Origin of the sequence: Providencia sp. wls1943, assembly GCF_009706275.1 — a bacterium.
GTDB classification, from domain to species: domain Bacteria; phylum Pseudomonadota; class Gammaproteobacteria; order Enterobacterales; family Enterobacteriaceae; genus Providencia; species Providencia zhijiangensis.
On sequence record NZ_WLTU01000016.1, the window covers coordinates 198,833 to 213,102 of the forward strand.

A 14,270-nucleotide genomic window follows, 5' to 3' on the forward strand; every position below is an offset into this window, starting at 1 on the left:
CGCTATATACTGACTTTTTTTATCAGCATTAATTTGTCACCATAAATTTTCGATACTCTTCATAAGCATAATGGTCAGTCATTCCGCTAATGTAGTCTTGAATCAGTCTGGCTCGATAATAAAACTCTAGCATCGATTTATCCGCATCGCTGGTGACTGAAATTTTCTCCAAGGCTTCGTTATACGAGAGTCGATGTTTATTCGATAACTTATGAAATAGGCGAGTTTCGATAAAAAAGTGTTTATGGTAATTTTGCGCCACTAATGCTGCAAAATCCTCTTTATCCATCATCAACAGTGGGCTGTAAACATCTAATAATCCGCTGATAATTCGGTAGCCTTGTAGCTCTAGTTCTTCCACTTCATGGTGATTAAACACATGCTTAAACGCCACTGTTTTTAAAGCTTTTAATAGGCGATGCTCTTGGCTTTTATCTTCAAGTAACGCGCTGTTAAAGCTACCGTGATAAATTTCAGGTAGGTTTTGAATAAAGCGTTGAGCACTGTAATGTGCAAGCTTTCCCGTAATATTGACGCGTAAATACATGAAAAACTGATCTTGCTGAATGCGCCTCGTGTGGTTATCGCTGATATTATTGAATGCCCGCAAAATAGTTTGGTCGAAGAGATCCCCTGATTTTACCTCACCCCACTCTGCTTTTAGGTACTCAATTAGTTGCTCAACGGTATAAATGCCCTTTTCTGCTGCATCGTCTAAATCCGCAATACAGTAAGAAATATCATCCGCCGCTTCCATAATATAGGAGAGCGGAAAACGGCAATATTTAGTCATTTCCAACTTTTTAGTTAACTCGCTGACAAAATCCGCTTCAGACCAGTAATAACCCGGTTTTTTCATTAAATAATCAAACTCTGGCGGGATCGGCTCAAGGTCATAAGCGCCGCGAGTGTATTTCAAAATAGAACCAATTTGGGCGTAGGTTAAATTCAATTTGAGCAGGCGATGCGCCATGCGTAGCCCTTGAGCGTTCCCTTCAAACGAGCATAAATCACGCTTAAGCTGACGACGAAATAGATCCTGCTTTTCATTACCAGTCAATTGTAACGCTTTAATTTTACATGGGTCTTCAGACTCAGGCGTGAACAAATAGTCTGGCGCTAATAATTTACTAAACCAGCGTTGAATAGCTGCTTCACCGAAATGCCCAAACGGCGGGTTGCCAATGTCATGCATCAAACACGCCATTTCTACGAGGCTCTCAAAGGCATCGCAACGGTCGGTTAACCCATATTCATCAAGCAATTTTTTCTTTTTCAATTCACCCAACACCGTTTTGCTGATGTAGCGCCCGACTTGTTGAACTTCAAGAGAATGGGTTAAACGGCTGCGTACGGCGGAGTTTTGTTCAAGGGGAAAAACTTGGGTTTTCTGTTGTAAACGACGAATGGCTGCCGAATTAATAATCCGCCCACGGTCACTTTCAAATAGACGATTTACGGCATCTTCATCATCGGGTGAGACTCTTTGATTTTTCCCGCTACTCATATAGTTACGTTGGAAACTCAGCTTTTTAACAAAATTAATCTCTTTTCCCGCCATGCTAGCCTCTGCGCCTTACCATTTTATTCCTAAATCCCCAAAGAAAAGGCAGAGGAAAACCCACCTTTCGATGTTACACTTTAGCCATCTACGACATAAGTGTCTAATTAATCAACAGTGAGTATGACATAATGAAAATCGGTATCATAGGTGCGATGGAGCAAGAAGTTGCGACCCTGCGCGAAAAAATTGAAGGTTGCCAAACATTGAGCCTTGCTGGCTGTGAAATTTACACTGGAAAAATGAACGGCGTTGATGTTGCCTTATTAAAATCAGGCATCGGTAAAGTCGCTGCGGCAATCGGTACTACTTTACTGTTAGAACACTGTAAACCAGATGTAGTGATCAACACAGGGTCAGCGGGTGGTTTAGATCCTCGTTTAAATGTTGGGGATATTGTTGTCTCTACAGAAGTACGTTATCACGATGCGGATGTCACCGCATTTGGCTATGAACCCGGTCAAATGGCACAGTGCCCACCTGCATTTATTGCCGATGCAAAACTCATTGAAACGACCGAAGCATGTGTCAAAGCCTTAGATATGAATGCGGTGCGTGGTTTGATTTGCAGTGGTGATGCATTCATCAATGGTGCAGAGCCTTTAGCGCGCATCAAAGCCACCTTCCCGAACGTTGCTGCCGTTGAAATGGAAGCCGCTGCTATCGGTCATGTTTGCTACCAGTTTAAAGTACCTTTTGTGGTGGTTCGCGCAATTTCAGATGTAGCAGACAAAGAGTCTCACACTAGCTTTGACGAGTTCTTACCTGTCGCTGCACGTCAATCATCCCTGATGGTTGCTGCGATTGTCACAGCATTAGCGTAATTTATTTATCACTTTCTAAGGCATAACTGACCTTCATTTATGCCTTTTCTAATACCTCTTTGTGAAGTAATGCTATGAATCTAACGACCAAACTCATGCACTCACTGATTGGTTTTCTATTTTTATTAACCCTAATCAATAGTGCATTCGCCGCCCCCAAATCCCGAGTCATTAGTTTATCGCCAGCGAATACTGAACTGGCTTATGCCGTGGGATTGGGAGATAGCTTAGTTGCCGTGAGCGCCTATTCCGATTATCCCGACTCTGCCAAAAAGCTTGAGCAAGTTGCGGATTGGCAAGGGTTAAATGTGGAGCGAATTATTGCCTTAAAGCCGGATTTGATTTTAGCGTGGCGAGGCGGTAACCCACAGAGACCATTAGATCAACTGGCGTCGTTGGGGATTCCAATTGTCTATTTTGATCCGCAAAGCATTGATGGCGTTATCGGCTCATTGGAGGAACTTGCACAATACAGCCCTCGTCCTGAAGTAGCAGAGAAAAATATCAGCCAAATGCGCAGCGCGCTAAAGATACAAAAAGATAAATTAGATACTAATAAGAAACCTAAGCAATTATTTATCCAACTCGGCACTCAGCCATTATTTAGTGCTGGTAATCATACCCTTCAAAATGATGTGGTTAAGACTTGCGGTGCTCAGAATGTTTTTGAAAACAGCGCTGTCCAATGGCCTCAAGTCAGCCGTGAGCAAGTTCTTACCCGCAAGCCCGATGCCATCATCATGACTGGCTCACCAGAGCAAGAAAATGCCGTCAAAGCTTTCTGGGGCACTCAACTCAATGTCCCTATCATTCGCTTAAATGAGGATTGGTTCCACCGCGCCGGCCCTCGCATCATCAATGCCACCGAGCAGCTATGCAACCAGCTAAACGCATTACCAAACTAAGACAAGAAGTTAAGAAGTTAAGAAGTTAAGAAGTTAAGAAGTTAAGAAGTTAAGAAGTTAAGAATTGAATATCACGAAAGAATCTTTCTAAATAGTTTGTGCTGTGGCTAGGCGGCAAGTGAGGATATCTCGGGGAGCATACATAAGTATGTGACCCGAGTAGCTGAACGAAGCCAACACCGCCACAGCGCAAAATATAACGAAAGATTTTAGATGCTGAAGGACGAACCACACCCACATGTAGACTTAGCATTTGGGTTGGTCACAATAAAGCGTGACCCTTCCAGCCCTTCCGTATAATCCACACTTCCACCCACTAAATATTGCAGGCTCATTGGGTCTACAACTAGTGCAACGCCTTGTTTTTCAATGGTCATATCCCCTTCGTTGATTTGGTCATCAAAGGTAAAACCATATTGGAAGCCGCTGCAACCACCGCCCGTAATATAGACGCGCAGACGCAGATTTGGGTTATTTTCATCGGCAACTAAGTCTTTTACTTTGGTTGCAGCTGCATCGGTAAATTGCAGAGGCAGAGCTACATCATCACTCATTTATTACTCCAGACCGGTGACCGGTAAATTCATAGGTAAGGCAAAGCCTACTTAGATCAATTTCTCAATTATCCGTCACCTGACTCATTGGTTCAAGTGTTGTTACACAATTGAGCACAGAGTTACTATTCATCTTTATGATTGATCCATCATTGTGATTGATAGCATTGGTTTAATCGCCCTTGTGCTTTAGAATAGCGGCAACTTTTTATTTAGTCTCTTTTCAGGAGCCCTGTAATGCACCATTCCGAAGAATTATATAATGAAGCCCAACAGCTGATCCCTGGCGGTGTTAACTCCCCTGTTCGCGCCTTTAATGGTGTGGGTGGTACTCCGTTATTTATCGAACGCGCTGATGGCGCTTACATTTATGATGTCGATGGCAAAGCTTACATTGACTATGTGGGTTCTTGGGGTCCAATGGTATTGGGTCACAACCATCCGGCTATCCGCGATGCGGTGATTAAAGCTGTCAATAAAGGCTTAAGCTTTGGTGCGCCAACGGCTGCTGAAGTGGAAATGGCAAAACTGGTGTGTGAGTTAGTGCCATCTATCGATATGATCCGTATGGTTAACTCCGGTACTGAAGCCACCATGAGCGCGATCCGCCTTGCTCGTGGTTATACAGGTCGCGATAAAATTATTAAGTTCGAAGGTTGCTACCACGGTCACGCTGACTGCCTATTAGTAAAAGCCGGTTCCGGTGCACTGACCATGGGTGAGCCTAACTCTCCGGGCGTACCTGAAGATTTCGTTAAGCATACATTAACTTGCACATACAACGATTTAGCCTCTGTACGCCAAGCTTTCGAAAACTACCCTGAAGAAGTGGCATGTGTGATTGTTGAACCTGTCGCGGGCAACATGAACTGCGTTCCACCAACCGCAGAATTCCTGCCGGGTCTGCGTGCATTATGTGATGAATTCAATGCACTACTGATCATCGATGAAGTCATGACAGGCTTCCGTGTTGCACTCGGCGGCGCTCAAGATCATTACAACGTACAACCGGATTTAACCTGTTTAGGTAAAATCATCGGTGGCGGTATGCCAGTGGGCGCTTTTGGCGGTCGCTATGAAGTGATGGAAAAATTAGCGCCAATCGGCCCGGTTTACCAAGCAGGCACACTTTCTGGTAACCCTGTTGCTATGGCGGCGGGTTTAGCTTGCTTAAATGAAGTCTCTCAACCGGGGGTTCATGCACGCTTAACGGAACTCACGGATAAGCTGGCGCGTGGCTTAGCCCGTGTTTCTAAAGAGCAAGGCGTGCCTATGGTCATTAACCATGTGGGTGGGATGTTTGGCCTGTTCTTCACTGACGCTGAGTCTGTGACTTGCTACCAAGACGTGATGAAATGCGACGTGACTCGCTTTAAGAAATTCTTCCACTACATGTTAGAAGAAGGCGTTTATTTAGCGCCATCCGCATTCGAAGCGGGCTTTATGTCTGTCGCCCACAGCGATGAAGATATCCAGCGCACCATCGATGCTGCGGAAATTGCACTGGCAAAAATCAAAGCCGAATAATCCCCGCAATAATCCGCTCAAAAAAATAGGCGCCATCTACAAAAGACGGCGCCTATTTTTTATCTATTTTTCTGAATATATTTTTGATCTGTTTTCTTCTTCAATCAAACTCAATATTCTCCTAAATCCCGTGCGCTGTAGCTAGGCGGCAAACTAGGATATCTCGGGGAGCATACAAAAGTATGTGACCCGAGTATCCGAGTGAAGCCAACAACGCTACGGCGTGCGGGATGACGGAGAATCGCCAAACATATCCTTAACCCAGTCAGGAGCAGCTCCATCTTCTTGTGGCGCCTCACCATTCCCATTCAAATTCCACACCGGATCTTGCGATGCTGATCCTTGGCATAGGCTTTGCGGATCTTCTGTCCAGACTGGCAACATTCTACCGCCACCTAAATCAGAGCAGCTAAATTGGCCATCCATCATGACGCGCATGTCGGTTATCCCTTCTGGCGCTCGGTTGATAAGTGTCAGTGGCGTTTGGTTATCTAAATAGCGCTGATAAACACGCAATGCCCCTGTCGAGCCTGTTAACTGTGTTGGTCCGTTGTTATCACGACCGACCCAGACTATAGCCACTTCCTTACCGTCGATACCCGCGTACCAGCTATCACGCAGGTCGTTCGTGGTACCCGTTTTACCCGCCAGATTGTATTTACCATATTTATTCAGTAATACACGTCCAGTACCTTGCTGTACCACTTGCTGCATACCGAACAGGGTCAAATAAGCGGCTTGAGATGGTACGGCACGCTCTGCGGATGGATAACTTTGATACAGCTCTTTGCCATCACCATCAATCACTGAACGTAATGCAGATAATTTTGCACGATTACCTTCGCCACCAATGGTTTGGTACACTTGCGCCACTTCAGCTGGCGTTAAGTTCACCGCACCTAACAACATCGCAGGGACTTTTTCCATCGCACTTTCTGGCGCACCTAAACGGATAAAGGTGTTCATCACTTGGTCAAGACCAATTTCCATTCCTAAGTTTACGGTTGGAATATTTTGTGATTTCGCAAGCGCATCCACCAGCATCATACGACCGTTAAAATTACGGCTATAGTTTCGTGGGCTCCAGCTTTGATTACCGACTTTGATGGTCAGTGGTTCATCGGATAGCCACGTATTTAAACGGAAGCGGTCTGGCTCACTTAATGCCGTTAAATAAACTGGTGGTTTTGCTAAAGAACCAATGCTACGACGAGCATTCAACGCTCGGTTAAAGCCTGAGAATTGTGGATCAGAGCCACCGACCATTGCACGCACTTCGCCATTAATACGGTCAACCACCACCATGGCACCTTCGATATCATCCAATTTACGTGCTTTACGTAAATCAGCCACACCGAACTCGACCGCGTTTTCCGCCGCCGTTTGCGCCACAGGATCTAAGGTAGTAAAGATTTTCGCACCAGAGAGATCTTTAACTTTATCCCCAAGCTTCTCACTCAGCTCTTGTCGTACCATCTGCATAAATGCGGGTTGAGATGCGACTAACCCTTCTTTGTTTTTCACACCGAGTGGTCGAGCGCTCAGAACTTGGTACATCTCATTGTCGATAACACCGCGGGTTTCGAGGATTTTAAGCACAATGTTACGGCGTTTAATCGCATTTTGTGGCTTAGTCCACGGGTTAAAGGTCGATGCACCTTGCACCATTCCCACCAGCAATGCTTGTTGGTCAAAACTTAACTCATTGATTGGTCGGCCAAAGTAATACAAACTCGCCAGCGGGAAGCCACGAATTTCGTCATTACCATTTTGCCCTAAATAGACCTCATTCAAATACAGCTCAAGAATGCGTTCTTTGCTGTAGTTGTAGTCTAAAATCAATGCCATAAAGGCTTCGTTAGCTTTACGTTTCAGGGTTCTTTCGTTGGTTAAAAATAGGTTTTTCACCAACTGCTGCGTTAAGGTACTTCCCCCCTGCACGGAGCGACCCGCGGTGACGTTCGCCACCACCGCACGACCGATAGAATATAAGCTAACACCATCATGCTCATAAAAGTTTCTATCTTCCGTTTCGAGGAGGATTTTCACCAAGGATTCAGGAAAATCCGCCATTGGCAGCACTAAACGCTGTTCATTATTCGCAGATTGCATCATGGTGATCAGTTTCGGATCTAAACGGAAGAAACCGAACGAGCGCCCATTTTCAATATTTTCAATCTTGCTCAACATGCCATTCTCAAACACCAGACGCGCGAGGACTTGCCCCTCTTTTTGGTCTGGGAAATTAAATGGACGACGCAAAATTTCAATGGTATTGCCTTTCACCACAAACTCACCGGATGTGGTGATTTTGCTGACTTTACGGTACTGCATCCCTTCAAGCAGGTTGGTCATTTCAGCTTGGCTGTAATCCATACCCGGCTCAAGGTTTACCATGCGTCCGTATACTGCCGCAGGCAAGTCCCACACCTTACCATCAAGGCGCTCTTTAATTTGTTGGTTTAGGTAAAAACCGTAAGCCGCCAGTATCACGGCGAGTACCAGCATTAATTTAACTAGCAGCCAAAACCAGCGCCATTTACTCTTGCGAGGTTTGTTCTTTTTTGAGCCTTTTTTGGTCATTTGCTCTTCTTCATCGTCTTCATCATCAAGATATTCATCATCAATATCTTCGTCATCATACAGATCTTCATCATAATCATCGCGGCGTCTACGGCGGCGTGAAGAGGATGACGATTTCTCAGCAGCGCGTCTTTTACGTCTGCCAATGGGTTCAAAATCTTTACCGGACATGGTCGCTCCATATCTCCTATACCTAAATAGGCATTAAAATCTAACTATGTATGCGCAAACATAACGACATGTGCGTAAGCACAATTACAGATGCGTAGATGTAACATAAGGCTAATTTTGGCTCATAATTCAAAGAATTTCACGGAAGAAAGCTCCTAATTACACTTCCTTACGCTGTCTATTGGGCGCCATTGCCTAATTTACAGCCCGTTATTAGAGCACAAAATTAGGTTATTTCGCACTCATCATCGCTTTTTTTGTTTGTCGCGTTGGTTCGGCATTCGCAGGGTCATCTGGCCAAGGATGTTTTGGATAACGCCCTTTCATCTCTTTTTGTACCTCTTTATAGCTCCCTTGCCAAAATGCACCGAGATCTTGAGTTATCTGAATAGGGCGCCTTGCCGGTGAAAGCAATGATAATGTTAATGTCACTTTGCCATTTGCCACGGTTGGATTGGCTTTTTCACCAAACACTTCTTGCAGGCGAATTTCAACCACCGGAGGCTTGTCTAGCGCGTAGTGAATACTTACCTCGCTCCCAGAAGGGGCGACATAGCTCATAGGGAAAGTGCTGTCGAGCCATTGGCGTTGCTGCCAATCCAATCGATTCAATAATAAATTCATTAAATCAATTTCTTGCAGCTTTTTCTTGCTTGTCACGCCATTAAGATAAGGGGCTAACCATTCATCAAGCGTCTCGAGTAAAGTCTCATCATCCATTGCAGGCAATGGCGAGTCAGGAAAATAACGCGCCGCTAATTCACAACGAATGCGCAACTGTAGGGTATTTTCTTGCCAATTTAACTGTTGCAAACCATTTTGCTGAAGCCAGTAAACCAGCGCTTTTTTAATCTCTTCCGGTTCTGGATTAGTCAGCCGTTGAGATTTCACGACTAACTGCCCACATTGTAAGCGCCGCCATGCCAGCAAGCTCCCCCGCAGCTCATCCCATTCCACCGTCTCTTGAGTGCTAAAAAGATGCGGGCAGTCCTGTTGAAGCTTTTCAATTTCAATAGGATATGCCAAGGAAATACGCGCATCTGCCGAGGTTTCTGACTGCCATAATGCCGCTACCATCAGCCATGTATTGCCCATTAGTGGGTCATTATCATTCAGTGTTGCCCCTAACCCGCAGGCTAATTGATAACGAGTTTGATGGTCTCGGGATTTCGCTATGTAGTCTGGAAACCCTGCGGCAAGTAATGTTGGTAACCACTCACTAATCAGCCCTGCGGTTTTTCCTAAAGAATGGGTAACCTTGTCACCACTTAAGATAGATGCCCGTTTGCACCAGTTATCCGTCGGACGTTCTAAATGGGTATGTAGGTCAATCACTTCGCCGCGGGGAGGCTCTTCAATAATTGCTGTTAATAATGCAGCAAGTTGAATAACGGATTTATTTTGAATTTGCTGCGCGTGATACAGCATCGCCGCCGTACGCACCGACGTCCCCGTTCCCGCCATTTTACTGCCCATCGACGTGAGTTTCCCTTGGGCATCGGTGACACCCAATTTGAATAACAGGGTTTTCGCTGCCGATAATGCCGCCTCAGGGGGAACATCTAACCATTGGAGTTGAGAAATATCGTGACAGCCCCATTGAAGGAGCGCTAACCATAATCCGCTTAAGTCACTATTGTTAATTTCCGCGTCACTAAATTGCGCTGCACGTTCAGCTTGTTCTGCACTCATGAGGTGCCAGCATACACCCGCTTCTAAGCGCCCAGCCCGTCCCGCCCGTTGAGTCATTGAGGCTTGGCTAATGCGTTTTTTAATGAGCTTTGTAAGCCCACTTCGCGGGTTAAATTGTCCCACTCGCTCAAAACCACTATCCACCACTAAACGGATCCCCTCGATGGTGAGGCTGGTTTCCGCAATGTTGGTCGCCAGCACGACCTTACGTTTTCCTTCAGGGGCAGGCAGAATCGCGTGTTGCTGGGCTTGAATTGATAGCGCGCCATACATTGGGCACAACATCACATCGTCAGTCACTAACCCTTCTAACTGGCTTTTCGTCCGCTCAATTTCGCCTACACCCGGTAAAAAGAGTAACAAAGAGCCAGCTTGTTGCTGCATCAGCTGCCAAACCGCGCTCGCGACTTCTTGATGAAACGGTTTATTCGGATTGATGGGCTTATATTCCCGTTGAACAGGGAATGCCCGCCCTTGTGAACTGATCACTGGCGCATCAGGAAATAACTGGCTAAGCCCTTGATCATCCAGCGTAGCGGACATTAGTAGAATTTTTAAGTCGTCCCGCAGTGCTTGCTGAGAATCCAATAACAGCGCTAACCCTAAATCGGCCTGCAAATTACGCTCATGAAATTCATCCAGAATGACCAATCCGACACCTTCAAGCATCGGGTCATTCTGTAATTGGCGAGTCAGCACACCGTCCGTCACCACTTCTAAACGCGTTTTAGCACTCACTTTGCTTTCTGAGCGCATACGTAAACCAATAGTTTCCCCTACCGATTCCCCTAACTGCTGCGCTAAGCGAGTGGCGACTGAACGCGCTGCAATACGCCGCGGCTCTAACATAATAATTCGCCCTTCTATCTGCTCACTTTTGAGGATTTCTAGCGGCAATACCGTGGATTTCCCAGCCCCTGTCGGCGCATGCAACAGAACTTGAGAGGATTTCGCTAGAGCAGCGAGTAAGTCATCACTTACTTCTAAGATAGGGAACACTAAGGGGTAACTCCATGAGGTTTAACTTTCTATGAGAAGCATTGTAGCATTAACAAATTGTCGCATTAACGAATATGACGCATTAATACTGTCTATTATCCAAGCCCATCTATAGCATGGTGCTATGTTATGTCACGAACAACGCGGTAAACGGAGAATACATGGAATTTATCCCCCCTTTAAAATCAGCCATCTTAATTAAACGCTATAAACGTTTTTTAGCGGATGTCGTCACCCCCGAGGGTGAGGAAATGACGATACACTGCGCAAACACTGGGGCGATGACAGGCTGTGCAACTCCTGGGGATACCGTGTGGTACTCCACCTCGGATAATCCAAAACGAAAATATCCGTACAGCTGGGAGTTAACACAAACCAAAAACAACCATCTAATTTGTATTAATACGCTGCGAGCAAATCAATTAGTGGCAGAAGCGTTGGCAAAAAAGCATATTCCAGAATTATCTGACTACAGTATAGTGACCCCTGAAGTGAAGTATGGCAGTGAAAACAGTCGAATTGATTTTTTACTCACTCAAGAGGGCTTAGCTGATTGTTTTATTGAAGTAAAATCAGTGACTTTGCTGGAAAACAACCATGGCTATTTCCCTGATACTCAGACAATCCGAGGTCAAAAACACCTTAGAGAGCTGACTTTGATTGCGAAAGAAGGAAAACGCGCCATACTTATGTTTGTCATTTTACATAGCGGTATCCACGTAGTATCCGCTGCTGCACATATTGACTCTCAATATGCAGCGTTGTTAGAACAAGCTATAGCCAATGGCGTCGAAGTTCTGTGTTATCAAGTGGATATATCTAAACAAAAAATGCAAATAGGGACATCAATTCGCTTCACCCCGACTAAGTCATTTTAGATTAGTCGATATTTAAACAAGGTCATCGAGTTAGGAGTGCTAGTGAAGGGAAGAAACACGCTTGTCCTCACAGCGTTACAAAACTCATCACATGAACGATTGCCAAGACGGCTGTCTTCTGATATTTATAGCGACCTTAAATTTTCCCCCTTGGGGTTTTTGTAAAATTTGCGTGTGTAGGAGAAGCATTATGCAAGAAGGGCAAAAACGTAAGACATCGTCCTTAAGCATTCTCGCCATTGCCGGGGTTGAGCCCTATCATGAGAAGGCTGGCGAAGAGTACATGAACGAAGCCCAATTGGCGCATTTTAAGCTCATTCTCGAAGCATGGCGCAATCAACTCAGAGATGAAGTGGACCGGACTGTTACTCATATGCAAGATGAGGCAGCTAACTTTCCAGACCCCGTTGATAGAGCCGCTCAGGAAGAGGAATTCAGCCTCGAGTTACGTAACCGCGACCGCGAACGTAAATTGATCAAGAAGATCGAAAAGACGCTGAAGAAAGTTGAAGATGAAGATTTTGGCTACTGCGAATCTTGTGGTGTGGAAATTGGCATCCGTCGTTTGGAAGCGCGTCCAACAGCAGATTTGTGCATCGACTGTAAAACATTAGCAGAGATCCGCGAAAAGCAGATGGCTGGCTAATTGTTGTTTTGGGAGTCCTCAACGGCGCATTAACCCTGCGCCGTTATAAGGATTCGCACCCTCAAAAATGTTTAAACTCCCCTTTTCCTCATCTTTATTTCTCTCATTTTCTCTACATTTGTTATCGTTTGCGTCTCGCGCAAAAAGCTACAATTTGTATAATATTCACTGAGTTAATTGATATAAAAAATAATTAGCCATGACTTTTATTCGTTTAACCATTCTCAAAGAAACTTCAGTGAGCTATGATTAGCCGCTTATTTTGTTTAATGAATCTATGTAATGACATCGAGGTGTACTATTTTTAACCGAGTAGCAAATTTCTGCCGCAACATTTTATCTCGCAATGAACCAGCATCGTCCGCAGAACAGGAATCGATGCCAAAGCGTGGTGCGCGAGACACACAGGCAGCCGGTGAAAGGCCAGTCACTCCTTCTGCATCAGAGAAAAAATCTGAGAGGAAAACTCGGCATGAGCAGAATACTAGACATGACCAGAATACGAGACACACAAAGAAAGCGGTTCGTCCCTCTAAACGTTCCGATGCTCAAACACAGAAGCGAACATCCGTGACGAAACAAGAATCGATTACCGTTATTCCACGCGCTCAACACATAATCTCGCGTGATGACATTAGTGAAAATGCACTGAAAGTATTGTACCGCCTTAATAAAAATGGCTATGAAGCCTATTTAGTTGGCGGTGGTGTACGTGATTTATTATTAGGCCAAAAGCCAAAAGATTTCGATATCACCACCAATGCAACCCCAGAACAAATTCGCAAGCTATTTCGTAATTGCCGACTGGTTGGTCGCCGATTCCGCCTTGCGCACATTATGTTTGGCCCAGAAATTATTGAAGTCGCCACCTTCCGAGGTCACCACGACCAAGAAGTCGATGATAAAAACCTGTCATCTCAAGCGCAAAATGGCATGCTGCTTCGCGACAATATTTTCGGTTCCATTGAAGAAGATGCTATCCGCCGCGACTTTACTGTCAATAGCCTATATTACAACATTGATGATTTCTCCGTACGCGATTACGTCAATGGATTACAAGACTTAAAAGATGGCGTTATTCGTCTGATTGGCGACCCAGAAACTCGCTACCGTGAAGATCCAGTTCGTATGATCCGCGCCGTGCGTTTCGCCTGTAAGCTAAATATGCGTATCGAGCCAAATACTGCAGAGCCCATTCATCGCTTAGCGCCATTGCTGCGTGAAATCCCTTCTGCGCGACTGTTTGAAGAGTCATTAAAATTACTTCAAGCAGGTTATGGTTACGCCACCTATAAAATGCTGAATCAGTATCATCTGTTTGAACAACTGTTCCCAGTGATTGCGAGCCGCTTCACTGAGAATGGTGACTCACCAATGGAAAAAGTCATTGAACAGGTGTTAAAAAACACTGACTTCAGACTAAAAAATGATAAGCGCGTCAACCCTGCATTTTTATTTGCAACCATGTTATGGTATCCCGTCACTGAGCACGCGGAGAAACTATCACAAGAAGGCGGTCTCGCTTACTATGATGCCTTTGCGCTAGCAATGAACGATGTATTGGATGAACAGTGCCGCTCTATTGCAATACCAAAACGCATCACCACCACCATGCGTGATATCTGGATGTTGCAATTACGCTTACCACGTCGCCAAGGGCGTCGTGCTAATAAATTGATGGAGCACCCGAAATTCCGTGCTGCCTTTGATTTATTAGAGCTTAGAGCCAATGTAGAACACCGTAATGAGCTACAAGAACTCGCTTTATGGTGGAATGACTTCCAACAAGCCAATGCCCAGAAACAACGTGAAATGATCTCGGAACTCGGTAGTGCGCCAACTCGCCGCCGCCAGCGCCCTCATCGTTCATCACAATCCGGTAATAGAAAACCGAATAAATCATAACGGTTCAATCGCAGCGGCTTAAGCG

The 14,270-nt window shown here is 45.2% G+C and carries 10 protein-coding genes; 6 read left to right on the forward strand and 4 right to left on the reverse strand.

What is annotated here, in order from left to right:
• Nucleotides 1-28 precede the first annotated feature (28 nt).
• Nucleotides 29-1,561 (reverse strand): dGTPase, encoded by a 1,533-nt coding sequence (dgt, locus tag GKR48_RS07080; protein WP_154627567.1) that lies wholly within the window; start codon nt 1,559-1,561, stop codon nt 29-31.
• A gap of 131 nt (nt 1,562-1,692) precedes the next feature.
• On the opposite strand from dgt, the gene mtnN reads away from it, so the two are divergent.
• Together mtnN and btuF are read left to right on the forward strand one after the other, a co-directional pair.
• Nucleotides 1,693-2,385 (forward strand): 5'-methylthioadenosine/S-adenosylhomocysteine nucleosidase, encoded by a 693-nt coding sequence (gene mtnN, locus GKR48_RS07085; RefSeq protein ID WP_154627568.1) that lies wholly within the window; start codon nt 1,693-1,695, stop codon nt 2,383-2,385.
• A gap of 95 nt (nt 2,386-2,480) precedes the next feature.
• On the forward strand, nt 2,481-3,290 hold the full coding sequence (btuF, locus tag GKR48_RS07090; protein ID WP_154627636.1) for a vitamin B12 ABC transporter substrate-binding protein BtuF: 810 nt from the start codon (nt 2,481-2,483) through the stop codon (nt 3,288-3,290).
• A 209-nt stretch (nt 3,291-3,499) separates the two neighbouring features.
• On the opposite strand, the gene erpA is transcribed toward btuF, so the two are convergent.
• Nucleotides 3,500-3,844, reverse strand: coding sequence for an iron-sulfur cluster insertion protein ErpA (gene erpA / locus GKR48_RS07095; RefSeq protein ID WP_132496746.1), 345 nt, complete (start codon nt 3,842-3,844; stop codon nt 3,500-3,502).
• A 237-nt stretch (nt 3,845-4,081) separates the two neighbouring features.
• On the opposite strand from erpA, the gene hemL reads away from it, so the two are divergent.
• Entirely contained in the window at nt 4,082-5,371 is a 1,290-nt protein-coding gene (gene hemL / locus GKR48_RS07100; protein WP_154602416.1) for a glutamate-1-semialdehyde 2,1-aminomutase, read from the forward strand.
• A 216-nt stretch (nt 5,372-5,587) separates the two neighbouring features.
• Here hemL and mrcB read toward each other — a convergent pair whose 3' ends face one another.
• A complete protein-coding gene (mrcB, locus tag GKR48_RS07105; RefSeq protein ID WP_154627569.1) occupies nt 5,588-8,125 on the reverse strand; it encodes a bifunctional glycosyl transferase/transpeptidase in 2,538 nt (845 codons plus the stop codon).
• Nucleotides 8,126-8,356: 231 nt separating this feature from the next.
• A complete protein-coding gene (hrpB, locus tag GKR48_RS07110) occupies nt 8,357-10,816 on the reverse strand; it encodes an ATP-dependent helicase HrpB (protein WP_336431130.1) in 2,460 nt (819 codons plus the stop codon).
• Between the two features lie 161 nt (nt 10,817-10,977).
• Between hrpB and sfsA the strand changes: the two genes are divergently transcribed.
• The 3 genes from sfsA (at nt 10,978) to pcnB (ending at nt 14,245) form a co-directional block, all read left to right on the forward strand.
• Complete coding sequence (gene sfsA / locus GKR48_RS07115; protein WP_154627570.1) at nt 10,978-11,694, forward strand: DNA/RNA nuclease SfsA; 717 nt, start codon at nt 10,978-10,980, stop codon at nt 11,692-11,694.
• Nucleotides 11,695-11,884: 190 nt separating this feature from the next.
• Nucleotides 11,885-12,340 (forward strand): RNA polymerase-binding protein DksA, encoded by a 456-nt coding sequence (gene dksA, locus GKR48_RS07120; RefSeq protein WP_006659320.1) that lies wholly within the window; start codon nt 11,885-11,887, stop codon nt 12,338-12,340.
• Nucleotides 12,341-12,718: 378 nt separating this feature from the next.
• The gene (gene pcnB / locus GKR48_RS07125; protein ID WP_230088622.1) at nt 12,719-14,245 is read left to right on the forward strand and encodes a polynucleotide adenylyltransferase PcnB; all 1,527 of its coding nucleotides are present in this window, start codon (nt 12,719-12,721) and stop codon (nt 14,243-14,245) included.
• The last annotated feature ends 25 nt before the right edge of the window (nt 14,246-14,270 follow it).

Bases quoted from the DNA above. Each gene is read 5' to 3' on its own strand.
- pcnB (WP_230088622.1), top strand. From the start codon at position 12,719: ATGCCAAAGCGTGGTGCGCGAGACACACAGGCAGCCGGTGAAAGGCCA.
- erpA (WP_132496746.1), bottom strand. From the start codon at position 3,844: ATGAGTGATGATGTAGCTCTGCCTCTGCAATTTACCGATGCAGCTGCA.
- dgt (WP_154627567.1), bottom strand. From the start codon at position 1,561: ATGGCGGGAAAAGAGATTAATTTTGTTAAAAAGCTGAGTTTCCAACGT.
- btuF (WP_154627636.1), top strand. From the start codon at position 2,481: ATGCACTCACTGATTGGTTTTCTATTTTTATTAACCCTAATCAATAGT.
- mtnN (WP_154627568.1), top strand. From the start codon at position 1,693: ATGAAAATCGGTATCATAGGTGCGATGGAGCAAGAAGTTGCGACCCTG.
- dksA (WP_006659320.1), top strand. From the start codon at position 11,885: ATGCAAGAAGGGCAAAAACGTAAGACATCGTCCTTAAGCATTCTCGCC.
- hemL (WP_154602416.1), top strand. From the start codon at position 4,082: ATGCACCATTCCGAAGAATTATATAATGAAGCCCAACAGCTGATCCCT.
- mrcB (WP_154627569.1), bottom strand. From the start codon at position 8,125: ATGTCCGGTAAAGATTTTGAACCCATTGGCAGACGTAAAAGACGCGCT.
- sfsA (WP_154627570.1), top strand. From the start codon at position 10,978: ATGGAATTTATCCCCCCTTTAAAATCAGCCATCTTAATTAAACGCTAT.